23 protein-coding genes are annotated in these 21,527 nt (G+C 60.9%); 10 read left to right on the plus strand and 13 right to left on the minus strand.

Annotated elements, in window-relative coordinates; all coding sequences use genetic code 11:
* The first annotated feature begins 115 nt into the window (after nucleotides 1-115).
* A complete protein-coding gene (locus tag AC1Q6J_RS11870; protein WP_492279526.1) occupies nucleotides 116-919 on the plus strand; it encodes a tetratricopeptide repeat protein in 804 nt (267 codons plus the stop codon).
* A 66-nt stretch (nucleotides 920-985) separates the two neighbouring features.
* Here AC1Q6J_RS11870 and AC1Q6J_RS11875 read toward each other — a convergent pair whose 3' ends face one another.
* The 9 genes from AC1Q6J_RS11875 to AC1Q6J_RS11915 all read right to left on the minus strand — a co-directional run bounded on the left by AC1Q6J_RS11875 (nucleotide 986) and on the right by AC1Q6J_RS11915 (nucleotide 10,041).
* The gene (locus AC1Q6J_RS11875; protein WP_492279527.1) at nucleotides 986-1,963 is read right to left on the minus strand and encodes a type II secretion system F family protein; all 978 of its coding nucleotides are present in this window, start codon (nucleotides 1,961-1,963) and stop codon (nucleotides 986-988) included.
* A 9-nt stretch (nucleotides 1,964-1,972) separates the two neighbouring features.
* Nucleotides 1,973-2,944 (minus strand): type II secretion system F family protein, encoded by a 972-nt coding sequence (locus AC1Q6J_RS11880; protein WP_492279528.1) that lies wholly within the window; start codon nucleotides 2,942-2,944, stop codon nucleotides 1,973-1,975.
* Nucleotides 2,945-2,954: 10 nt separating this feature from the next.
* Nucleotides 2,955-4,403: a TadA family conjugal transfer-associated ATPase gene (locus AC1Q6J_RS11885; protein WP_492279529.1), complete on the minus strand. Its 1,449-nt coding sequence runs from the start codon at nucleotides 4,401-4,403 to the stop codon at nucleotides 2,955-2,957.
* 21 nt (nucleotides 4,404-4,424) lie between these two features.
* Nucleotides 4,425-5,687 carry a CpaE/TadZ family protein gene (locus AC1Q6J_RS11890; protein WP_492279530.1) on the minus strand — a complete coding sequence of 421 codons (1,263 nt, stop codon included), beginning with the start codon at nucleotides 5,685-5,687 and terminating at the stop codon, nucleotides 4,425-4,427.
* The gene (locus AC1Q6J_RS11895; RefSeq protein ID WP_492279531.1) at nucleotides 5,684-6,421 is read right to left on the minus strand and encodes a CpaD family pilus assembly protein; all 738 of its coding nucleotides are present in this window, start codon (nucleotides 6,419-6,421) and stop codon (nucleotides 5,684-5,686) included. The genes AC1Q6J_RS11890 and AC1Q6J_RS11895 overlap by 4 nt, the downstream gene beginning before the upstream one ends.
* Nucleotides 6,422-6,442: 21 nt before the next feature.
* Nucleotides 6,443-7,936 (minus strand): type II and III secretion system protein family protein, encoded by a 1,494-nt coding sequence (locus AC1Q6J_RS11900; RefSeq protein WP_492279532.1) that lies wholly within the window; start codon nucleotides 7,934-7,936, stop codon nucleotides 6,443-6,445.
* 17 nt (nucleotides 7,937-7,953) lie between these two features.
* The gene (gene cpaB / locus AC1Q6J_RS11905) at nucleotides 7,954-8,739 is read right to left on the minus strand and encodes a Flp pilus assembly protein CpaB (protein ID WP_492279599.1); all 786 of its coding nucleotides are present in this window, start codon (nucleotides 8,737-8,739) and stop codon (nucleotides 7,954-7,956) included.
* A gap of 211 nt (nucleotides 8,740-8,950) precedes the next feature.
* Nucleotides 8,951-9,475, minus strand: coding sequence for an A24 family peptidase (locus AC1Q6J_RS11910; protein ID WP_492279533.1), 525 nt, complete (start codon nucleotides 9,473-9,475; stop codon nucleotides 8,951-8,953).
* 401 nt (nucleotides 9,476-9,876) lie between these two features.
* Nucleotides 9,877-10,041, minus strand: a complete 165-nt coding sequence (locus AC1Q6J_RS11915; RefSeq protein ID WP_006022733.1) for a Flp family type IVb pilin — start codon at nucleotides 10,039-10,041, stop codon at nucleotides 9,877-9,879.
* Between the two features lie 61 nt (nucleotides 10,042-10,102).
* On the opposite strand from AC1Q6J_RS11915, the gene AC1Q6J_RS11920 reads away from it, so the two are divergent.
* Nucleotides 10,103-10,315, plus strand: coding sequence for a hypothetical protein (locus AC1Q6J_RS11920; protein ID WP_492279534.1), 213 nt, complete (start codon nucleotides 10,103-10,105; stop codon nucleotides 10,313-10,315).
* Between the two features lie 17 nt (nucleotides 10,316-10,332).
* Here the strand turns inward: AC1Q6J_RS11920 and AC1Q6J_RS11925 are convergent, their stop codons facing one another.
* On the minus strand, nucleotides 10,333-10,494 hold the full coding sequence (locus AC1Q6J_RS11925) for a Flp family type IVb pilin (protein WP_492279535.1): 162 nt from the start codon (nucleotides 10,492-10,494) through the stop codon (nucleotides 10,333-10,335).
* Nucleotides 10,495-10,826: 332 nt separating this feature from the next.
* On the opposite strand from AC1Q6J_RS11925, the gene AC1Q6J_RS11930 reads away from it, so the two are divergent.
* The 3 genes from AC1Q6J_RS11930 (at nucleotide 10,827) to AC1Q6J_RS11940 (ending at nucleotide 12,632) form a co-directional block, all read left to right on the plus strand.
* Nucleotides 10,827-11,321: a pilus assembly protein N-terminal domain-containing protein gene (locus AC1Q6J_RS11930; protein WP_492279536.1), complete on the plus strand. Its 495-nt coding sequence runs from the start codon at nucleotides 10,827-10,829 to the stop codon at nucleotides 11,319-11,321.
* Nucleotides 11,322-11,458: 137 nt separating this feature from the next.
* Nucleotides 11,459-12,016, plus strand: a complete 558-nt coding sequence (locus AC1Q6J_RS11935) for a TadE/TadG family type IV pilus assembly protein (RefSeq protein WP_492279537.1) — start codon at nucleotides 11,459-11,461, stop codon at nucleotides 12,014-12,016.
* A gap of 13 nt (nucleotides 12,017-12,029) precedes the next feature.
* Nucleotides 12,030-12,632 (plus strand): TadE/TadG family type IV pilus assembly protein, encoded by a 603-nt coding sequence (locus AC1Q6J_RS11940; protein ID WP_492279538.1) that lies wholly within the window; start codon nucleotides 12,030-12,032, stop codon nucleotides 12,630-12,632.
* 125 nt (nucleotides 12,633-12,757) lie between these two features.
* Here AC1Q6J_RS11940 and AC1Q6J_RS11945 read toward each other — a convergent pair whose 3' ends face one another.
* The 3 genes from AC1Q6J_RS11945 to AC1Q6J_RS11955 all read right to left on the minus strand — a co-directional run bounded on the left by AC1Q6J_RS11945 (nucleotide 12,758) and on the right by AC1Q6J_RS11955 (nucleotide 15,021).
* Complete coding sequence (locus AC1Q6J_RS11945) at nucleotides 12,758-12,970, minus strand: cold-shock protein (protein WP_002714433.1); 213 nt, start codon at nucleotides 12,968-12,970, stop codon at nucleotides 12,758-12,760.
* Between the two features lie 276 nt (nucleotides 12,971-13,246).
* Entirely contained in the window at nucleotides 13,247-13,534 is a 288-nt protein-coding gene (gene infA, locus AC1Q6J_RS11950) for a translation initiation factor IF-1 (RefSeq protein WP_006022729.1), read from the minus strand.
* Nucleotides 13,535-13,590: 56 nt separating this feature from the next.
* Nucleotides 13,591-15,021: a DEAD/DEAH box helicase gene (locus tag AC1Q6J_RS11955; RefSeq protein ID WP_492279539.1), complete on the minus strand. Its 1,431-nt coding sequence runs from the start codon at nucleotides 15,019-15,021 to the stop codon at nucleotides 13,591-13,593.
* Nucleotides 15,022-15,547: 526 nt separating this feature from the next.
* Between AC1Q6J_RS11955 and urtA the strand changes: the two genes are divergently transcribed.
* From urtA to urtE, 5 genes are all read left to right on the plus strand, one after another.
* Nucleotides 15,548-16,867: an urea ABC transporter substrate-binding protein gene (gene urtA, locus AC1Q6J_RS11960; protein WP_492279540.1), complete on the plus strand. Its 1,320-nt coding sequence runs from the start codon at nucleotides 15,548-15,550 to the stop codon at nucleotides 16,865-16,867.
* A gap of 161 nt (nucleotides 16,868-17,028) precedes the next feature.
* On the plus strand, nucleotides 17,029-18,585 hold the full coding sequence (urtB, locus tag AC1Q6J_RS11965) for an urea ABC transporter permease subunit UrtB (protein ID WP_492279600.1): 1,557 nt from the start codon (nucleotides 17,029-17,031) through the stop codon (nucleotides 18,583-18,585).
* 172 nt (nucleotides 18,586-18,757) lie between these two features.
* Nucleotides 18,758-19,936: an urea ABC transporter permease subunit UrtC gene (urtC, locus tag AC1Q6J_RS11970; RefSeq protein ID WP_492279541.1), complete on the plus strand. Its 1,179-nt coding sequence runs from the start codon at nucleotides 18,758-18,760 to the stop codon at nucleotides 19,934-19,936.
* Between the two features lie 5 nt (nucleotides 19,937-19,941).
* On the plus strand, nucleotides 19,942-20,703 hold the full coding sequence (gene urtD / locus AC1Q6J_RS11975; RefSeq protein WP_492279542.1) for an urea ABC transporter ATP-binding protein UrtD: 762 nt from the start codon (nucleotides 19,942-19,944) through the stop codon (nucleotides 20,701-20,703).
* Nucleotides 20,704-20,814: 111 nt separating this feature from the next.
* Nucleotides 20,815-21,510 (plus strand): urea ABC transporter ATP-binding subunit UrtE, encoded by a 696-nt coding sequence (gene urtE, locus AC1Q6J_RS11980; protein WP_492279543.1) that lies wholly within the window; start codon nucleotides 20,815-20,817, stop codon nucleotides 21,508-21,510.
* Nucleotides 21,511-21,527 lie beyond the last annotated feature (17 nt).

Raw genomic sequence — 21,527 nt, forward strand, 5'->3', positions numbered from 1 at the left:
GGGAGGCATGTGGTTCGGGCGCCCTCGCCCTTCGGGAATTAACCAGACATTAGGGTTAACAGTCTATTGCTGGCGTCATCCGGCTTCGCCAACCTCGATTGCGAGTCCATGCGTCATGCGTAATCCATCCCGTTTCGCCAGGTATTTCGGGTCCGCAGCGGCCGCAACGCTCCTCGCAGCCAGCCTCGGCGGTTGCCAGACCGCGCGTTCCCCCGACATTACCGGATCGCTCAATGCCCGTGCTGAAGCGGGACCGGGCGTTGCATCGCGCGATGAGATCGAAGCCTACGGCGAACGCTATCGCGCCAACCCGCGGGATGCGGCCGCCGCACTACAATATGGCCAGTCGTTGCGCCTGAACGGGCAGCGCCAGCAGGCCGTCGCAGTGCTGGAGCAAGCGACCATCGCCAACCCCGGCAACAAGGCGCTGCTGGCAGCCTATGGCCGAGCGCTGGCGGACAACGGAAATTTTCAACAGGCGTTCGACATTCTGACCCGTGCCCATACGCCGGCAAATCCCGACTGGCGCATTCTGTCGGTGCAGGGCACGACGCTCGATCAACTCGGCAATCACGAAGAGGCTCGCCGCTACTATGCGAGCGCCCTGAAGATTGCCCCTGAAGAGCCATCGGTGCTGTCGAATCTCGGCATGTCCTATGTTCTGTCCAAGGATCTGCCCAAAGCCGAGTCGGTGCTGCGCAGGGCCTATAGCCGTGGATCGGCGGATTCCCGCGTCCGCCAGAATCTCGGACTGGTGGTCGGGCTCCAGGGTCGTTTCGCGGAAGCCGAAACCATCGTGAAGGCAGACCTGCCCGCCGAAGAGGCGGAAGCCAACGTCGCCTATCTGAAGCAGATGCTCAGCCGCGATGGTGGACGAGCTCCGCGCACGACGGCCATGGCCGAGCCCAGCCGTTCATAGGCCACGCTTCATTTCAGCTGTCTTGGAGTTGAATGACGCAGCGGCGTCTGACCGGCGCCGCTCGCACTATTTCATGTATTCCGAGACCTTGATGCCGGTCGGGCCCAGAATGACGACGAACAGGACCGGCAGGAAGAACACGATCATCGGCACGGTCAGTTTCGGCGGCAAGGCGGCCGCCTTCTTCTCGGCCTCGTTCATGCGCATGTCCCGGTTTTCCTGAGCCATCACGCGCAGCGTCTGCCCCAGCGGCGTGCCATAGCGTTCCGACTGTTGCAGGGCCAGACAGACCGATTTCACACCCTCGGTGCCGGTCCGCTTGGCGAGATTCTCGTAAGCCATCTTGCGGTCCTGGAGGTACGAGAGCTCGGCGGTTGTCAGCGAGAACTCCTCCGCGAGAGCGATCGACTGGCTGCCGATTTCCTGGCTTACCCGGCGAAATGCTGCTTCGATCGACATGCCGGATTCGATGCAGATCAGCAGCAGGTCGAGCGCATCCGGAAACGCCCGCCGGATCGACAGCTGGCGCTTGGTGATGGCGTTCTTCAGGAACAGCATCGGCGCCTGCATGCCGAACCATGTCGCGCCCAGGCACATGCCGATTTTCATAGGTGTCGGCTGCTGCATGTTCGAGATCACGAACACATAGAGAATGGCGCAGATCAGGAACACGATCGGCATGACAAGGCGGAAGAAGAGAAACGTGACATAAGGTGCCTGGCCGCGATAACCGGCCATAACGAGCTTGTCGCGGGCTTCTTCCTGAGCCACCCACTTGCCGAGGTTGAAGTCCTCAACGACCCTCTGCACGACCTGTTTCGGCGTCTGGCGCAGCGAAACTTTCTCTGAGCGGTTCAGCCGGTCGCGTTCGCGCTGGCGCATCCGCTCGCGTTCGCTGGCAACAGCCTTCATGCGTTTGGCCAGTCCGTCACCGGCGAACATCGGTGCCACAACCGCGTAAGCTGCTGCTGCGGCGGCGATGGCCGCCATCAACATCGTCATGAACCTGACGTCGTGGAACTTTTCGATGAGAAGATCGACCATGGTTCCTCGTCAGAAATCGAAGTTGATCATTTTTTTCATGACAAGAATGCCGGTCGACATCCAGAGCACGCAGCCCGCCAGCATCAGTCGCCCGGTTGGATGGGTCCAGAGCAGGGAAATGTATTCGGGTGTCATGATGTAGACCATGATCATCACAAGCGGAGGCAGGGCGCCGATAATACCAGCCGAAGCCTTGGCTTCCATGGACATCGCCTGAATCTTCGCGGCCATCTTCTTGCGGTCGCGAAGCACCTTGGACAGATTTCCGAGGGCTTCCGACAGGTTGCCGCCGGACTTGGTCTGGATCGCAATCACGATGCCGAAGAAGTTGGCTTCGGGCAGCGGCATTCTGTCGTAAAGACGCTGGCACGCGTCACCGAGCGGCATGCCGATGGTCTGGGTTTCGATGATCGCGTTGAACTCGCTGCGCAGCGGCTCGGGCGCATCGGCGGCAACAACCTTGATCGAATCGAACAGCGGAAGGCCGGCCTTGATGCCGCGAACGATCACGTCGACGGCATCCGGCAAGGCTTCGAGAAATTTCTTTTCGCGGCGCTTCTTGAGAAAGCCAAGCACCCAGCGCGGCAGTCCGAATCCCGCACCCAGGCCAAAGCCAAGCGAGGCAAGTGGAGGCGCACCGGCAATATAGGACCCGATCAGAGCGATCGCGCCGAGAATCCCGGAGCCGATCAAGAACTGCTGCTTGGTCCAGATCATGCCCGCCTGGGCGATGCGGGTTTCGATCGAAACCTTCTTGGATGCGGCAAGCTTCTGTTCAAGCTCTTTGAGGGTGTCTTCGACCTGCACGCGGCGTGTGCGCGACCGGTCGTCAATACGCAATGCAGGTTCGGCGCGTGCAAAGGACTGGACACGCTTCTCGGCCTGCTTTTCGCCGGAGAGCAGCGGATAGATGAAAACCCACGCGAGTCCGCCCACCGTGAGGGCGGAGAGGAAAGCCAGTGCCAGCGCCTGCATATTCATGGGCGCGCTCCTATACCTCTGCGACTTCGGCCGCATCGAGCGCGGCGGCGAGCCGCTTTTCCTCGCCGTAATAGCGGGCGCGTTCCCAGAACTTCGGGCGTCCGATACCCGTCGAGCGATGGCGGCCGACAATGTTGCCGTTCAGATCTTCACCCATCAGATCGTAGATGAAGATATCCTGGGTGATGATGGTGTCGCCTTCCATCCCCATCACCTCGGTGATGTGAGTGATGCGGCGCGAGCCGTCACGCAGGCGGGCCGCCTGGACGACGACGTCGATCGAGGCGCAGATCATTTCGCGGATGGTGCGCGACGGCAGCGAGTAGCCGCCCATGGTGATCATGGATTCGCAGCGCGACAGCGCTTCGCGAGGATTGTTGGCGTGCAGTGTTCCCATCGATCCGTCGTGGCCGGTGTTCATCGCCTGCAACAGGTCGAACGCCTCGGGTCCGCGGACCTCGCCGACGATGATGCGTTCAGGCCGCATACGCAGGCAGTTCTTGACGAGATCACGCATGGTGACCTGGCCTTCGCCTTCGATGTTGGGAGGGCGCGTTTCAAGACGGACGACATGCGGCTGCTGCAACTGCAGTTCGGCGGCGTCCTCGCAGGTGATGATGCGCTCGTCTTCGTCGATGTAGTTGGTCAGGCAGTTCAGCAGCGTGGTCTTGCCAGAGCCCGTGCCGCCGGAAATCAGCACGTTTGCGCGGCAGCGCCCGATAACTTGCAGAATTTGAGCGCCCTCGGGCGTAATCGCGCCGAATTTGACGAGCTGTTCCAGCGTCAGCTTGTCTTTCTTGAACTTGCGGATAGTGAGGGCCGGGCCATCGATGGCCAGCGGCGGAACGATTGCGTTGACGCGCGAACCGTCGGCGAGACGGGCGTCGCATATTGGCGACGACTCGTCGACGCGGCGGCCGACCTGGCTGACGATGCGCTGACAGATGTTAAGGAGCTGCTGGTTGTCGCGGAAGCGAATGCCGGTTTTCTGGATCTTGCCGCCGACTTCGATAAAGACGGTGCCGGCGCCGTTCACCATGATGTCGGCGATATCGTCGCGCGCGAGTAGCGGTTCAAGCGGTCCGTAGCCGAGAACGTCGTTGCAGATGTCGTCGAGCAGTTCCTCCTGCTCGGCGATCGACATCACGATGTTCTTGATCGCGATGATTTCGTTGACGATGTCGCGGATTTCCTCGCGCGCGGACTCAACGTCGAGCTTCGCAAGCTGGGCGAGATCAATAGCTTCGATCAGCGCCCCGAAAATCGTTGCCTTGACCTGGTAATAGGTATCGGAGCGCCGCGCTTCCACCACGGGAGCGGGAGACCGTACAGGCGACAGCGGCGGCGATGAGACGTTCGCCACGGCCGGCTTTGCCGCGGCTGGCGTTGTCACATGCCCGCGATCCGCGGGTTGAATCCCCCGGATGTCGGCCTCTGTTCCGCTACGCTTACCAAACACGACAGTACTCCACGCGAAAGTCTATTTGGCCCGGAGCTTTCCGAGCAAAGGTGCCAGAAACGAATTGCGCGGCTTCTTGGCTTCGCCGCGGCCGGTGAGGCGCTGTGCGATCTGCAAAAACATCTCCGACGTGCGATGATTGGCGGCGATTTCGGCGATCATCTGTCCATTGTTCGCCGCCGCGCCGAAGATCTGCGGCTCGAACGGGATGGTCACGATCGGCGGACTTTCTATCGCCTTCGCGAACTCGCTGGTGTTGATCTCGGGCCGCTTCGGCACGCCCGCCTGGTTGATGCAGTACAGCGGTGCCCTGTCGTTGGGCCGTGCGGCCTTCAGCGTGTCGAACATGTTCTTGGTGTTGCGCAGATTGGCGAGGTCGGGCGTGGCGACGATCAGAATGTCGTCGGCGCCGACCAGCGCGCGCTTGGTCCATCCAGACCACTGATGCGGAACGTCGAGAACGATGCAGGGCATCGTCGTGCGCAGCGTATCGAAGATCGAATCGAACGCGTCTGTGCCGAAATCGTACACCCGGTCGAGCGTCGCGGGCGCCGCGAGCAGGCTAAGATGGTCGGTGCATTTGGAGAGCAGACGGTCGACGAAGGCGGTGTCGATGCGGTCGGGAGAGAAGACAGCGTCGGCGATGCCCTGCGGCGGATCCTGATTGTAATCGAGGCCCGCGGTTCCGAAGGCGAGATCGAGATCGGCGACGACCGAGTCCAGCGCAAGGTCGCGCGCGATCGCCCAAGCGACGTTGTGTGCCACTGTGGATGCGCCTACGCCGCCCTTGGCGCCGACTACGGCTATAATCCGTCCGACGGCCTTGGCTTCCGGAACTGAAAACAGGCCGCAGATCGAGCGGACGATATCGAGCGGTGCGACCGGCGCGATGACATAGTCGCTGATGCCGCGACGCACAAGCTCGCGGTACAGCACGACGTCGTTGACGCGGCCGATCACGATCACCCGCGTCCCAGCGTCGCAAACCGTCGCGAGCTGATCGAGGCCCGAGAGGATGTCGTTGCGGCCCTCGGTTTCGAGCAGAATCACGTTCGGGGTCGGCGCGGTGCGGTACGCCTCGATGGCCGCCGCCATTCCGCCCATTTGAATCTTGAGATGCGCCTTGTCCAGCCGCCGGTCTTCACCGGCGGCCTGTACGGCCGCGGCGGTTTCGACGGTTTCGCAGAATGCCTGGACGGAAACGCGCGGCGCCGGCGCAATATGCTCCTCGGCGGCGGTCGAGGCCGTCCCGTCCTCCTGGTCCTGGCGCGCGTAACTGATCATTTGCCTACTTCGCTAAGTTTGGCCTTGTCGGCTTCAGGGTATGCAGTCGTCGTTGTCGTGCCCTTTCGATACTTGTCGAAAGCAACGCTGCGGCGAGGCGTATAGGCTGGCGTTTCGGAGCGCGGCTGGACGAGATCTGACGGATTGTCGACCATTGCTGCGAGGTTGCGCTGGCTTGCGCAGCCCAGATTGTAGTACGGCCGGTTGTTGTAATAGCCCTTGTTCTTGATCGACGGGCCGAGGTCTTCCGGCCAGAGGCCGCAGGGACCGGCATCCGCAACGATCCGCGGATAGTTCACGCGGATGGTTGCAAACTGCCTCGGATCGGTCGGACGATAGTTCCTGACGGTGATGCCACGCGGCGGCACACCGGCGGCCGCCAGGATAGCCTGGATCTCGCGCAGTGAATCGGCTGCGACACGCGCGTTCGGCGTATTCGCCGGCATATCGATGATGATGCCGCCGGTGCCTTCGCGTAACCAGGCTTCAGCGAGACCAGCGATGTCCGAACGCTGCGCAGCGGTGAGCCCGCCCCGGCCGGTCCCGACGAAGACTTCGGTCGCGCGGTTCGCTTCCTGAACCACGATGGGATGGCGTTGCCGGTAATCGTTCGGGATGCTGCTTGTCGGCGTATCCTGATCCGTATGCGTGCAGGCCCCTAACGCCGCAGACGCCCCGACAAGGGCGACCGCGATCCGCAGGCTGCGTTTGAGATTGGGTACTCGCATCGTCATCGTTACTGTCCTTGTCCCATCTCAGTCGGTGATGAAGCCGTAAGTGCCGCGATACTTGCGGCCGGGCTCAGCGCGTCCGGGAACGCCATAGATGCGGTTGATGTTGCCGAGAAGATCCGACTGCGGGTCTGCGGCATCGGCAAACCCGTCGTCAGGACGCGACAGGTCCTTCTGCGCGACCGCGCGGACCACGAACGGCGTTACCAGCACCATGAGTTCGGTGTTGCGATTGACGTAGTCGCGGCTGCGGAAGAGCGTTCCGAGTACAGGCAACTGCGCCAGTCCGGGCAGGCCGTTGATGGATTGCTTGGTCTGTTCCTGGATCAGGCCGGCCATCGCCATCGAGCCGCCCGAAGGAATTTCGAGGGTGGTTTCCGCGCGGCGGGTTTTGACGGACGGAATCGTCAGGGTGCTTCCCGCCTGATCGAGCGTGATTGAGTTGTCGGGCGATAGTTCAGAGACTTCGGTCAGCACGCGCAGGCTGATCCGGCCTTCGGTCAGCACGATCGGCGTGAAGTTCAGGGTAATGCCGAATTTCTTGAAATCGATCTGGGTGGTACATGCCCGCGAAATAGGGTCGCAGGTATATCCCTTGGGAAGCGGGAATTCGCCGCCCGCGACAAAGGTCGCGGATTCGCCGGAAATCGCCGTGAGGTTCGGTTCCGCAAGCGTGCGAACGACACCGGCGCTCTCCATCGCGCGCAGGGTCGCGGTCACCGCGGGGACGCGCTGTCCGAGCAGGTTCGTTGCCTGGCCCGCCGCGCCGGTCAGGGCGTTGCTGGCAACCAGCGGGCGGCCGTATGCGGTGAACGGATTGGTGTTGTTGAAGTTCACGACGGCGGTGCCGTAATTCATAGTGGCGCTGAGATCGACACCCAATTGCTTGATAATGTCGCGCTGAACTTCAGCTACGGTGACCTTCAGCATGACCTGATCGCGGCCGCGAACAGCGATGCTGTTCACGACCTTCTCGGGGCCGCCGGCCAGACGCGCGGCCATCTCCTGCGCCTGTTGCGCATCGACGGGACTTGCAGCCGAACCCGATAGCACGACGCCGTCGCCGACGCCTTCGATCCGGATGTCGGACAGCGGGAACGATTGCTTCAGCGCAGCGCGGACACCGTTGAGGTCGCGTGTCACCGCGATATCGTAAGCGGCGATCTGCTGGCCTGACGTGTCGAAGAAGACGATGTTGGTCTGGCCGACTGCGGCGCCGATGATGTAGGCGCGTTGCGCTGAGCGCACCACGGCGTTAGCGATCTTCGGGTCCGCGACCAGAACATCCTTGATGTCGCGCGGCAGGTCGATGACGACGGATTTTCCGATGCCGAGCGGCAGGAAGCGAGCATTCAGCTGGCCTCCGTTCGGGGCCACGGCGGCCGCCGCGGGCGTGCGGTAATCGCTCGCGATTGCCGGCGACAGCGCCGGGTTCAGCGTCAGCGCGGAAACCGCGGCAAACGACAGGGCACGCACCATGAAGGTCCGTACAGGTGCCTGATGTCCCTCTCGCCTCATCGTGCCGGTCCTCTCGATCACTTCCGTGTCGTCATTTGCGTGGAAACGCCGTAGCGAACGACGTTGACACTGTCGCTCTTGCTGCCGTCGTCGATGTTGATGTCGTTGCGGTTGGCATCCACCAGGCTGCGCAGTGCAAGCGACAGGGTGCCGCTCTGCCGCGCACGCGCCAGCAATTCTGCCTGATCGGGTTTCAGTTCCAGCGTCGTGGTCTTGCCGACCACGACTTTCTGCCCGTCCTTTTCTCCCACTGTCTGGTCGATGGCGAGAACGCGGATGTTGCTCAGGATGATCTCAGAGTTGATGACATCGTTAGTACCGGTGCGGCTGGCGACCTTCTCACGTTTGGTGAGAATGACGTCGACCTTGTCGTTGGGCAGAATGAAGCCGCCGGCGCCGGTTTCCGGCGAGATTTCCGTGGAGATCGCGCGCATGCCGGTCGGCAGGATGGCCGCCATGAAGCCGGAGCCATTGCCCTTGACGAGCTTGGTTTCGCGGATCGGCTCTCCCGCAAGGAACGGCGAGCGCGCAATCGATCCAACGATCTGGGTCATGGCTTCGGGCTGATCGTTGCGGCGGATGAAGCTGGAGCTTGCCGTCGACGAAGGCCAGTTCTGCCACTGGATATCGTCGGGCGTGACGGTCTGACCGAGCGGAATATCGGTGCGGGCTACCAGAACGTCGGTGGTGTCCATTGTCGAGGGTGTCGCGACCGGCTTTGGATCGGAGCCGCTTGCAAGATAGGCAGCAGCGCCGCCGGCGCAGACAGCAATAGCCAAGACGACAATCCGCGCGGTATTCATACGCTTCACTTTCCACATCACGCCGCGACGGACCTGTCGCTGTGGTCGGATTTGACCAGCTAAACGTCAAAGCATGGTTAATGAGGCGTATCTAAATCGCGTTAATGAGACGTTGCCAACGTGTGGCGGCTTGCAAGTCTGCAAGTGTCTCCAGCGTGTTGCAGCGAGCGCTGTGGGTGAGGCGGATTTCCGGTTCGGAACGGCAGAGGGTTCAATGGCCGATGAAGCGGGTAAGGTCGACGGCCTTCATCCATTCGGTTTCGGGATAGATCATCAACGCACCCAGGGCGAGGGCGATGCCGTAGGGGATGCCGCTGTCCTTGCGGTGGAGCCGTTGCAGCCATTCCTGCGAAATGAGTGAGTACGGCAGCGGCCATTGCCGGAATTGAAGCATCAGGAGCGTCAGCGCACCGCCGAACAGGGACGCATAGACCAGATAGCTGGCGAGCGGCGGAAATCCGAACCAGAGCCCGGCAGCGGCTGCGACCTTGGCGTCGCCGCCGCCCATCCATCCGAAGGCGAAGCAGGCGAAGGCGATGACGAGCACCGCCAGGCCGGCTGCCACATGCATGCCGATTTCGGACAACGGCATGCCGCTGAAACCGGCAAGGACAAAGAAACCCGCCACCAGCAGCAGCGAGACCCGATTGGGGATTGTCATCGTGAAGAGATCGCTCGCCGCGGCGAAGGCCATCAAGGCGGGAAACAGGAAGACGCGTGCGAGATCGAGGATCATGGGGGCCGGGTCTGACAGATTGAGCGGCGGAAGCTAATGGTCCGATTCTAACATTCTCATCGCGAACGCGCGGCCGGATGGGATGCGAATGTCAAATCCGCTTTCCTGGGTCCGATTGAGCGACACGGCAGGCTAACCGGCAGAAATGAACAATACTAAAATGCGCCAGGCCAGATGCTGGCAATCCGGAACAAGGCCATGAGGCAGGCAAGGACAAGCGCCGCGCAGACCAGCCGGGCCGGTTCGTCGCGGGAAAGCGACACGAAAAAGTGCCCGAAATTCGTGCGTTTCTCAACTGAAGACGGCTTCATACGCGCTTTACTGAGTTCCGCCGAAAATGGCCCGGGCACAGAAAAGGGCTTCGGTCTCCCGAAGCCCTTTTCTTCAACAAAGCCGATCGATTACTTGATCGAGGCGTTGATGTTCGTGAACTTGGTGTTGAGCGTGGTGCCGAGGCCGTTGACGGCCGCGATGATCGCGAGCGCAATGCCCGCGGCAATCAGGCCATACTCAATGGCGGTGGCGCCGGATTCGTCCTTGACGAAGCGAGCAACGAGCTTGGTCATCTATAACTCCATTTGTACACGTGGCTGTAGAACTCTGGCCGTTGCGGGGGCGGAAACCACCGTGACCATGGCGTCAACCTACGCAGCAGGAATTGCAGCGCAGTTAATTCGATTGCCGAAAGCCAAAGGTATCGGCCTGTTCTTGCTGACGGTAAATGCCGGTTTAACGGCGTCGCGCAAATTGAGCCGAGTGTTGGGGCTCAGCACGGATTCAGAGGGCCGGCTCGACGCGCCGAACGAAATGAAGGCTTCGGTTTCCCGAAGCCTTCATTAGAATACAGGCGCTGCCCGTTAGTTGATCGATGCGTTGATATTCGTGAACTTGGTATTGAGAGTGGTGCCGAGGCCGTTCACGGCGGCAATGATCGCGAGTGCGATGCCGGCAGCAATCAGGCCGTATTCGATTGCAGTCGCGCCGGACTCATTCTTGAGGAAGCGGGCAACGAGCGTCATATTTATTCTCCATTTGCGCATTGGCTGTGAAGGCGGAACGTCTTGAAACGAGAACCAATGTCCCCGGCGCGGAACCTTGCGTCGGCAAATGTTCCAATTCCTTAATTCGATCGCCGAAAACCAACTCCGCTGCGAGGGGGGGGGTAAGTTTCCGATTAACAAACAATCTGCAATTACTTGCACTCAGGATGGCAAGCGAACCGTTCCGGCTGGATGCCATAGCCGCTACGCCGTTTGCAGTTCATTCATCAATTAACGTCAGATTTGCCATGTCGGGCGCCGGCACCGCTGCGTATCGCTTTTGCCGGCTTGTACACGCCCCGGAGTAAAGTATGTCGATCAATGTCTCTCGCCGTTACGCGCATAAAGCCGTAGCGCTGCGCTTTCTCGTTGCCGGGTTCCTGATGTGCCCGATCGCGACATTCGCCGGCACCGGCGATGAATCCGTGGCGGTCTTCGTCGATCAGGCAAAGGTGGTCAAACTCCCCGAAAAGGTCGCGACCATCGTGGTCGGAAATCCCCTGATCGCAGACGTTAATCTTCAGCCCGGCGGCATGGTCGTTGTCACTGGCAAGGGTTACGGCTCCACCAACATGATCGCCATGGACCGCGCCGGCGAGGTTCTGGCCAGCCGTTCCATTCAGGTCGAAGGCCCGGCGGACAAGATGGTCACCGTCTATCGCGGCCTGGATCGTGAATCCTACAGCTGCACTCCCGATTGCCAGCGGCGGGTGACTCTCGGCGACGGGCGGACCTATTTTGAGACCGCCCTCGGCCAGACCAACGTCCTGAACAACCAGGCCAGCGCCGCCGGCGCCCGGCCCTGACGCCGAAGCAGCGGCTGATTCGTTAACAACCGGTTAATCCCGCGCCGCATGTTGTTCGAATCAGGCGCAAGCATTCGACAATCTCTGTTGGCTATTCTCAGCGGTAGTTATTTCCGCTGCATGCTGAGGATAGTCCGATGCGCCCCCCCGCGACATCCATGAACGCCATCAACAAGGCTTTGCGCCGGTTTCGCCGCGACAGGCGCGCGTCGGCAGCCGTTGAATTTGCGTTTGTCGCTCCGCTTTTCTTTGTGATGCTGTTTGCAATTATGGAAACGGCGCTGGTATTTTTCGCGGCGCAGATTCTGGAGACCGGCACGCAGGACTCCGCGCGATTGATGCTGACGCATCAGGCGCAAGATGCCGGCATGACACAGGCCCAGTTCAAGCAGGATCTTTGCAATCGCGTGAGCGTGATGTTCAGTTGCGACGGCGTCTATGTCGATGTGAAGTCATTTGCAGAAGGCGCTACGGTCAATATCACCGACCCGATCGATGGATCGGGAAATTTCGTCAATAACTTCACCTATCAGACGGCGCCCGCCGGCAGTCCGGCCACGGTTGTCGTTCGCGCCTTTTATCAATGGCCGATGTTCGTGACCGGGCTCGGCTACAACATCGCGAATATCGGGCGCAACACGTCGAGCAGCAAACGCCTCCTGGCGGCGACCGCGGCGTTCCGCGTCGAACCTTGATGGATCAACAATCATGAAGCTGATTTCACTTTTCAAGAACGCTCGCCGCGGCCGACGGCTTGTCGTCCGGTTCAACAAGGACAAGCGCGGCGTGGCCGCGGTGGAATTTGCCTTTATCGTTCCGCTGATGCTGGCACTGCTGTTCGGAATGATCGACGTGGCGAGCGGCGTCGCCATCGATCGCAAGGTAACTTTGACCGCACGCACTCTCTCCGACCTTGTCTCACAGGGCACGAAAGTCACGTCCACGGACATCTCGAACTTTTTCAAGATGGGCAGCGCCATCATGACGCCCTATGCAGTCACACCGTCGACGATGACGCAGAAGATTTCGGCGGTTAGCATCGATGCATCGAAGAAGGCAAAGGTGGTCTGGAGCTATTCCGGCGCCGTCAACGGCGCCAACTCTGTCACGGTCACGGCCGGTTACGCCAAGGATACGGTCATTACCACGATCCCGGCTGATCTTCTTGTTGCGAACACGCAGTTGATCTGGAGCGAGGTCACTTACACCTTCACGCCGATCACCGGATACATCATCAAGGCCAACGTGCCGCTGTCTGAAGACTGTTACACGCGGCCTCGCCAGTCCGAAACGGTTACTTATTCGAGCTGACTGCGGAACTGCTTTTCCGATCGCGCTCACTCGGCAAAACAAAAGGCCGTGCGGTTCGCACGGCCTTTCGATATTTGATTTCTCGGTTTCCGAAATTCCCGCAGCGTGAGCCGCTAGAAATTCAGTTAGCCGGCGGCCCGGAGATTGTCGGCCGAAGACTTGCCCGAACGGCGATCGGCGACGATTTCGTAGCTGATCTTCTGGCCTTCGCGCAGCGTTCCCAGACCAGCGCGCTCGACGGCGCTGATGTGAACGAATACGTCGTTTCCGCCATCGTCAGGCTGAATGAAACCGTAACCCTTAGTCGCGTTGAACCACTTCACTGTTCCCATGCTCACGCAGGTAGTCCTTCTCAAGATAGATATAGTCAAAGCCCACGTCTAAATGGGCTGGTGAGATCGAAATTTGGATGAGGTCGTCAGCGTCTAAACCGGCTGTACCGGTGGATAGCTAGGTCGTCCGGCCGAAGATCGATCTTTCAATATTACGTGAAAATGGCCCCCAAAACAATCCTGACGGGTGCGGATTTTTGATGCCCGCCCAGCGTGCCTCGGAAGCGCCGGATCGCGCATGACGCGTGCCATGCGCGATCCGGATGATGCGGAGAAATCCGTTTACCTGCGGCGAAACTGTCCGCGCGGCGGAGTGCCACGGGGCGGACCGCCGGCGCCGCCGGGACGTTCGTCCTTGTGCCGGAAAATAAGGCGGCCCTTCTCGAGATCGTAAGGTGACATTTCGATGGTCACCCGGTCGCCCGCCAATGTCTTGATGCGGTTCTTCTTCATCTTCCCGGCGGTGTAGGCCACGATCTCATGTCCGGCATCAAGCTGGACGCGATAGCGTGCGTCGGGAAGAATTTCGGTCACCAGCCCTTCGAACTGGATCAACTCTTCTTTGGCCATAGGGGTCTCCAAATCCTCTAAATCAAGGTCTCTGTTTCTGTGTCCGCAGGTCCGGTTCAGGACCGCTGCGGGCGCTGATTCCGATTGGGCCGATTTTGCGCCGGACGGCTTTCACGATGCAAGAAGGCGACGCCCTGAATACCTTCGCCCTTGCCGCCCTGTGACGGCTCGTGGCGAGAGCCCTCGAAGCGGTGTGCTTGCGCGGGAGCGCCCCCGCCCGGGCGGCGGCGGCGGCGCGGGCCTTTCGATCCGGGAGCGCCGTCATTTGCACGCGGGCTGTGTCCGTTGTGGGGGCCGGACCGTGCCGGACGGTGGTGCTGAGCGGGCGCAGCCGCTGCGGGACGCTGTTGATGTCCCGGCGTGCGGCGGTCTTCCTTTGGCAGGGATACGCGGATCAGCTTTTCGATGTCGCGCAGATAGCCGAGTTCCTCACCGCCGGCCACCAGAGAAATCGCGGTGCCGTCCGCGCCGGCTCGCGCGGTGCGGCCGATGCGGTGAACGTAGGTTTCCGGCACGTTGGTCAGGTCGAAGTTGATGACGTGGCTGATGCCGTCGACGTCGATGCCGCGCGCGGCGATATCGGTCGCCACCAGCGTGCGGATGTCGCCGGTGCGGAACGCCGCCAGTACGCGCTCGCGATGGTTTTGCGACTTGTTGCCGTGAATGGCTTCAGCAGGAATCCCCGCTTTCACAAGGCCTTTCACAACCTTGTCGGCGCCATGCTTGGTGCGGGTGAACACCAGAGCGCGATTGACCGGTTCGGTCTTGAGCAGTTGCGCCAGAATGGCGGGCTTTGCCGAGTGATCGACTTGCAGCACCTTCTGCGTGATGCGCTCGACCGTGGAAGAAACCGGCGTCACGGCGACACGTGCTGGATTGTTGAGCATCTGGTCGGCGAGATCGGCGATGTCCTTCGGCATGGTCGCCGAGAAGAACAGCGTCTGGCGCTTGATCGGCAGCTTGGCGACGATTTTGCGGATGTCGTTGATGAAGCCCATGTCGAGCATGCGGTCGGCTTCGTCGAGCACCAGAAATTCGACCTGCCCGAGCTTCAGGGCATTGCTCTGGACCATGTCGAGCAGACGTCCTGGCGTCGCCACCATGACTTCGACGCCCTGCATGACGGAGCGGACCTGGCGGCCCATCGGCACGCCGCCAATTGCCAGCGCCGACGTCAGGCGGATGTGCCGGCCATAAGCGTTGAAGCTGTCGAGGATCTGACCGGAGAGTTCGCGGGTTGGGCTCAGCACCAGCACGCGGCAGGTCTTGGGCTGCGGCTTGATACGGTTTTCCAGGAGGCGATGCAGGATCGGAAGCGCGAAGGACGCGGTCTTGCCGGTGCCGGTTTGGGCGATGCCGATGACATCGCGTCCGGTGATCGCGATGGGAATGGTCTGGGCCTGAATGGGGGTAGGCGTGACGTAATTTTCTTCTTTAAGAGCACGCGAGATTGGATCGGCGAGGCCGAAATCCTGAAAGGAGGTCAAAAGGGTATCTTTCTATGAGTCGCAACGCGCGCCCGGCAGATTGCCAGGTGCGGGCGGGTGTCGGAGACACCCGCGTGTCTGGGGCGTCGGTTTTGGTTAGCTGAAGGGGCAAGCCAGAAACCGTAAACGGGATCAGTACACGCGGCTCGCAAAGACCCGATGATTCTCAAGGTCGTGGCGCTCATATGGAGCAGGAACACGGCGCTTTCAAGGTGAAATCGACCGGAGGGCGGTGGTGGTAGCTCGGATGTCCCGAGGGTGAGCCCGATCGGGTCGATTTGTGCTTGAATTGTAGACAATGTTGAATTTTTGCTTGTTATTTATGCATGTGATGAAAAGGAGGTCAGCTTAACTGATTGAAGAATGGGCAGATGAAGCGTGCGTCGATCTGAAATCGAATTTATATCTACAAAATCAGAATGTTAGGTGAATCTATCCCATGGCATAGTTCTTGCGATTCCCTTAACGCCGCCGGCCGAAGGCCGTCGCACAGCGTTTCACGTCTGCGTCAGGGAGATGACATCGCATGACTACGCATTTCAGCAACACCGTAGTTGCACCGTTCAGCCGCCGTAAATGGCTGGCCGCAACTGCAGGTCTTTTTTTGGGTCTCGCCACGGTTGGCGGGGCAAAGGCGCAGGGGACCATCAAGGTCGGCGTCCTTCATTCGCTTTCCGGAACCATGGCCATCAGCGAAACCACGCTGAAGGATACCGTGCTTTTCCTTATCGATGAGCAGAACAAGAAGGGTGGCGTTCTCGGCAAGAAACTTGAGGCCGTCGTTGTCGATCCGGCGTCGAACTGGCCGCTGTTCGCGGAAAAGGCCCGTGAACTGATCACCAAGGACAAGGTGTCCGTGGTGTTCGGCTGCTGGACCTCGGTGTCGCGCAAGTCCGTGCTGCCGGTGTTCAAGGAACTGAACTCGATCCTGTTCTATCCGGTGCAGTACGAAGGCGAGGAGAGCGAGCGCAACGTGTTCTACACGGGTGCGGCGCCGAACCAGCAGGCGATCCCTGCGGTGGACTATCTTGCCAAGGAAGAAAAGGTGCAGCGCTGGGTTCTGGCCGGCACCGATTACGTTTATCCGCGCACCACCAACAAAATCCTTGAAGCCTATCTGAAGTCGAAGGGCGTCAAGGCTGAAGACATCATGATCAACTACACGCCGTTCGGTCACAGCGATTGGCAGACGATCGTGGCCGATATCAAGAAGTTCGGCTCGGCCGGCAAGAAGACGGCGGTGGTTTCGACCATCAACGGCGACGCCAACGTGCCATTCTACAAGGAGCTCGGCAACCAGGGCATCAAGGCGACCGACATTCCGGTTGTTGCGTTCTCGGTCGGTGAAGAAGAACTCGCCGGCATCGACACCAAGCCGCTGCTCGGCCATCTCGCCGCCTGGAACTACTTCCAGTCGATCAAGACGCCGGAGAACGAGGCTTTTATCAAGTCGTGGCAGGCCTACACCAAGAACCCGAAGCGCGTGACCAACGATCCGATGGAAGCGCATGTGATCGGCTTCGACATGTGGGTGAAGGCGGTCGAGAAGGCCGGCTCGGTTGACGCTGACAAGGTCATCGACGCCCTTCCGGGCACCAAGGCGAAGAACCTCACCGGCGGCGTGTCGGAAATGCTCCCGAACCATCACATCACCAAGCCTGTGTTCATCGGCGAAATCAAAGCTGACGGTCAGTTCGATGTGGTGTGGAAGACCCCGGGCCTCGTTGCTGGCGACGCCTGGTCGAAGGAGCTCGACGGCTCCAAGGACCTGATCGGCGACTGGGTCGGCAAGAAGTGCGGCAACTTCAACACCAAGACCAACAAGTGCGGCGGTCAGGGGTCCTGATACCGTCACCTGGCGTGATGATCCTGAAGGGCATCACGTTCTGACCTGAAACGACCGGAAGGCGGCGGCCGTCGCCGCCTTCCTCTCACCTCTGCCGGGGTTGTCACGTGTTTCCTTCATTCCTTCATCGCTGCCGTGCGGCGGCTATTGCGCTGATATTGATTATCGTCTCGGGCGTGCCGGTGCTGGCTGGTCCCTTTGAAGACGCCGTCGCGCAATTCGCCAACGATTCATTTTCCGATACCGAAGCCGCCGTCGGCGCGCTCGCGACCAGCGGCAATCCGCTGGCATTCCCGATTATCGACGCGCTTCAGGACGGCCGCCTGCTGGCCGATCCGCAGAGCAAGAAGGTTTTCGTCAAGGACAAGAACGGCAAGGTCAGCGACGCTGCAACCGGCGAGGCAGCGACGGCGCCATCGGGGGCGGCGGCCGTGCGCCTCAACAATCGCCTGCGCCGCACCGTCGAGGCCGCGCTCGGTGGACTGACGCTGTTGTCGCCTGATCCCGCAAGGCGCATTCAGGCGGCGCAATCGGTCTTCAAGAGTCACGACGCGGCCTTCCTGCCTGTTATTGATGGCGCGCTGCAGAAGGAAACCAACAGCGGCGCAAGGCGGGCGTTTGCCGAAGCCAAGGCCGCGATCGTGCTGTTCGATCCGAAGTCTTCCGAAACCGACAAGCTCGACGCGATCTCGGTGATCCGCGACCGCGGTGATCAGGAAGCGCTGGCGCTGCTGACCGGCCTGTCGTTCGATCCATCGTCCGCGCTGGGACGTACTTCCGCCGCGGCCATCAGTTCGATCCAGAGCAAGCTTGCGATCTGGGCCACCGCTCAGAATGCCTGGTACGGCCTGTCGCTCGGCTCGGTGCTTCTGCTCGCCGCCATCGGCCTCGCCATTACCTTCGGGGTGATGGGGGTCATCAACATGGCGCACGGCGAGATGGTAATGATCGGGGCTTATGTGACCTTCGTGGTTCAGGAACTGATCCGCACCACCAATCCTGCTCTGTTCGATTACTCGCTGCTGATCGCCGTGCCGCTCGCGTTTCTCGTGGCGGGAATCATCGGCGTTATCATCGAGCGGACCATCATCCGCTTTCTCTACGGCCGCCCGCTGGAGACGTTGCTCGCGACTTGGGGGCTGTCGCTGGTGCTCCAGCAGGCGGTCCGCACCATGTTCGGCCCGACCAATCGCGAAGTCGGCAATCCGTCCTGGATGAGCGGCGCGTTCGAGATCGGCCAGATGACGATCACCTACAACCGGCTCTGGATCGTGGTCTTCACCATTGCTGTGTTTTTCATTCTGCTCGGTATGCTGCGTTTCACCAGCCTCGGATTGGAAATGCGCGCCGTCACACAGAATCGCCGTATGGCGGCGTCGATGGGCATCGCGACCTCGCGCGTCGATGCGCTGACCTTCGGTCTCGGCTCGGGCATCGCCGGCATTGCGGGTGTGGCGCTGTCGCAGATCGATAACGTCAGCCCGAACCTCGGCCAGAGCTACATCATCGACTCGTTCATGGTGGTGGTGTTCGGCGGCGTCGGAAATCTCTGGGGCACCTTGGTCGGTGCGCTGACACTCGGCATGGCCAACAAGTTCCTCGAGCCGGTGGCAGGCGCGGTGCTCGGCAAGATCGCCATTCTGGTGCTCATCATCCTGTTCATCCAGAAGCGGCCGCGCGGCCTGTTCGCGCTCAAGGGCCGGTCGGTGGAAGCATGATGATGTTTGCTATCGAATTTTGCTCCGCGTCGCAGACGATCTCCCTCCCCCCTTGCGGGGGAGGGTCGGGGAGGGGGGTAACCGCGAGCCCCGGTCTCGTTGACCCCCACCCCCAACCCCTCCCCGCAAGGGGGAGGGGAGCGCGCCTCGCTACATTGCAGAGGTCGCGCCGATGATGCCCTACATTCTCACACGTTCGCTCAACAAGAGCGCGACGATCTTTCTGCTGATCGTCGCCGCGGTCGGCATTTTCGTGCCGCTGTCGAACCTGCTGCTGCCTGCGTCCTCGCCGTTGCAGGTGCCGACCTATCTGATGGCGCTGTTCGGGAAGTATCTCTGCTACGCCATCCTTGCACTCTCGATCGATCTGATCTGGGGTTATTGCGGCATCCTCTCGCTGGGCCACGGCGCTTTCTTCGCGCTCGGCGGTTACGCGATGGGCATGTACCTGATGCGGCAGATCGGCTCGCGCGGCGTTTACGGAAACCCCGTGCTGCCGGACTTCATGGTGTTTCTTAACTACAAGGCGCTGCCGTGGTACTGGTACGGCTTCGACATGTTCTGGTTCGCGGCGCTGATGGTGCTGCTGGTGCCGGGATTACTTGCCTTCTGCTTCGGCTGGCTCGCGTTCCGCTCTCGCGTCACCGGCGTGTATCTCTCCATCATCACGCAGGCGATGACTTACGCGCTGCTGTTGGCGTTTTTCCGCAACGATTTCGGTTTTGGCGGCAACAATGGCCTGACCGATTTCAAGGACATCCTCGGCTTCAACGTGCAGGCGCAGGGAACGCGTGCCGTGCTGTTCGTCCTGTCCTGTATTGCGCTGGCGCTCGCGTTCCTGATCTGCCGCGCCGTCGTCACCTCCAAGCTCGGCAAGGTGCTGATCGCGATCCGCGACGCGGAATCCCGCACGCGGTTCCTGGGTTACCGCGTCGAGAATTACAAGCTCTTCGTGTTTACACTGTCGGCCTGCATGGCCGGTGTCGCCGGGGCGCTTTATGTGCCGCAGGTCGGCATCATCAATCCCGGCGAGTTCGCGCCGGGTAACTCGATCGAAGCCGTCATCTGGGTCGCGGTCGGCGGCCGCGGCACGCTGACCGGCGCTGCACTCGGCGCCATCGTCGTGAACTATGCCAAGACGGTGTTCACGTCCGGCGTGCTCGCACCGTACTGGCTGTTCATGCTGGGTGCGCTGTTCATTCTGGTGACGCTGCTGCTGCCAAAAGGCATCGTCGGCACCATCAAGGACTGGTGGGCGGGCCGGCGTGAGCAACTCGCTGCCGATGAGATCAGTGCTGCGGCGGAAGACGGTGTGACCAAGCCGGGCCTCAAACCCGGTCTCGCGGAGTAAGGCACATGAACGTCATGGACACCCGCGCCACCTCGGCCATGCTCTACCTCGATGGGGTACACGTCTCGTTCGACGGCTTCCACGCCATCAACAACCTGTCGCTGACGATTGCGCCGGGCGAGATGCGGGCCATTATCGGCCCCAACGGTGCCGGCAAAACCACGATGATGGACATCATCACCGGCAAGACCAGGCCGGACGAAGGCGATGTGCTGTTCGACGGCAAGACCGATCTCACTCGGCTCGACGAGACGCAGATCGCCGAGCTTGGCATTGGCCGCAAATTCCAGAAGCCGACGGTGTTCGAGAGCCAGACCATCGAGGACAATCTGCTGCTGGCACTGAATGTCGATCATCGCGTGCGCGGCACGCTGTTCTGGCGCGAGACGCCGAATGAGAGCGAGCGGATCGACCGGGTGCTGGAGACGATCCGTCTGAGGGATTCACGCGACCGCCTCGCCGGAGCGCTGTCGCACGGGCAGAAGCAATGGCTCGAGATCGGCATGCTGCTCGCGCAGGATCCCAAATTGCTGCTGGTCGACGAGCCGGTGGCGGGCATGACGGACGTCGAAACTCATCAGACCGCCGAGCTGCTGAAAGAGATCAACAAGGAAAAGACCGTTGTTGTCGTCGAACACGACATGACGTTCGTGCGCGAACTGGGCGTTCGCGTCACATGTCTGCATGAAGGTTCGGTTCTCGCGGAAGGCACGCTGGATCAGGTATCGTCCAATGAGCGTGTCATCGAAGTGTATTTGGGTCGGTAGAGGCGAATAGCGAGTAGTGAGTGGCCAATGGAGAACGGGTGAGACGATGTGTTTTGAAGCTCTGTTCATTCGCTATTCGCCATTCGCCATTCGCGCGACCGGAGGTCGCTCATGCTGAACGTCAACAACATCACCCTTTACTACGGCGCGGCGCAGGCGCTGCGTGGCGTGTCGTTGACCGCGGAGCCGGGCAAGGTCACCTGCGTGCTGGGGCGCAACGGTGTCGGCAAGACCAGTCTCCTGCGTGCGATGGTCGGGCAGTATCCGATCAAGGACGGGTCGATCACGTTCGATGGGGCCGACATCGGCGACCTGAAGCCGTTTGAACGTGCGCGCAAGGGCATGTCGTTCGTGCCGCAGGGCCGTGAGATTTTCCCGCTGCTCACGGTGGAAGAAAACCTCAGGACCGGCTTCGCGCCGCTGAAGCGCAACGACCGCACCATTCCCGACGATGTGTTTTCGCTGTTTCCGGTTCTGCAAACCATGTTGGGGCGGCGCGGCGGCGATCTCTCCGGGGGACAGCAGCAGCAATTGGCGATCGGCCGTGCGCTGGTGATGCGGCCAAAGCTTCTGCTGCTCGATGAACCGACCGAAGGCATTCAGCCGTCCATTATCAAGGACATCGGCCGGGCCATTACGTATCTGCGCAGCCTGGGCACCATGGCCATCGTTCTGGTCGAACAGTATCTCGACTTTGCCTGCGAGCTCGGCGACAATTTCGCGGTCATGGATCGCGGTGCGGTGAAATTCACCTGCGACCGCAGCAATCTTGATCCCGCCGAGATCAGCCGCCAGATGGCGCTGTAACGCGCGGGATTTTGCAG

Source organism: Afipia sp. MLSD5-FHT05B12 (assembly GCF_058793355.1).

Coding starts and splice junctions, on each gene's coding strand:
- urtA (WP_492279540.1), top strand. CDS start 15,548: ATGACTACGCATTTCAGCAACACCGTAGTTGCACCGTTCAGCCGCCGT.
- AC1Q6J_RS11870 (WP_492279526.1), top strand. CDS start 116: ATGCGTAATCCATCCCGTTTCGCCAGGTATTTCGGGTCCGCAGCGGCC.
- AC1Q6J_RS11890 (WP_492279530.1), bottom strand. CDS start 5,687: ATGATCAGTTACGCGCGCCAGGACCAGGAGGACGGGACGGCCTCGACC.
- AC1Q6J_RS11895 (WP_492279531.1), bottom strand. CDS start 6,421: ATGACGATGCGAGTACCCAATCTCAAACGCAGCCTGCGGATCGCGGTC.
- AC1Q6J_RS11875 (WP_492279527.1), bottom strand. CDS start 1,963: ATGGTCGATCTTCTCATCGAAAAGTTCCACGACGTCAGGTTCATGACG.
- AC1Q6J_RS11910 (WP_492279533.1), bottom strand. CDS start 9,475: ATGATCCTCGATCTCGCACGCGTCTTCCTGTTTCCCGCCTTGATGGCC.
- AC1Q6J_RS11900 (WP_492279532.1), bottom strand. CDS start 7,936: ATGAGGCGAGAGGGACATCAGGCACCTGTACGGACCTTCATGGTGCGT.
- AC1Q6J_RS11940 (WP_492279538.1), top strand. CDS start 12,030: ATGAAGCTGATTTCACTTTTCAAGAACGCTCGCCGCGGCCGACGGCTT.
- AC1Q6J_RS11930 (WP_492279536.1), top strand. CDS start 10,827: ATGTCGATCAATGTCTCTCGCCGTTACGCGCATAAAGCCGTAGCGCTG.
- AC1Q6J_RS11880 (WP_492279528.1), bottom strand. CDS start 2,944: ATGAATATGCAGGCGCTGGCACTGGCTTTCCTCTCCGCCCTCACGGTG.
- AC1Q6J_RS11925 (WP_492279535.1), bottom strand. CDS start 10,494: ATGACGCTCGTTGCCCGCTTCCTCAAGAATGAGTCCGGCGCGACTGCA.
- AC1Q6J_RS11915 (WP_006022733.1), bottom strand. CDS start 10,041: ATGACCAAGCTCGTTGCTCGCTTCGTCAAGGACGAATCCGGCGCCACC.
- urtD (WP_492279542.1), top strand. CDS start 19,942: ATGAACGTCATGGACACCCGCGCCACCTCGGCCATGCTCTACCTCGAT.
- urtC (WP_492279541.1), top strand. CDS start 18,758: ATGATGCCCTACATTCTCACACGTTCGCTCAACAAGAGCGCGACGATC.
- AC1Q6J_RS11935 (WP_492279537.1), top strand. CDS start 11,459: ATGCGCCCCCCCGCGACATCCATGAACGCCATCAACAAGGCTTTGCGC.
- cpaB (WP_492279599.1), bottom strand. CDS start 8,739: ATGAATACCGCGCGGATTGTCGTCTTGGCTATTGCTGTCTGCGCCGGC.
- urtE (WP_492279543.1), top strand. CDS start 20,815: ATGCTGAACGTCAACAACATCACCCTTTACTACGGCGCGGCGCAGGCG.
- infA (WP_006022729.1), bottom strand. CDS start 13,534: ATGGCCAAAGAAGAGTTGATCCAGTTCGAAGGGCTGGTGACCGAAATT.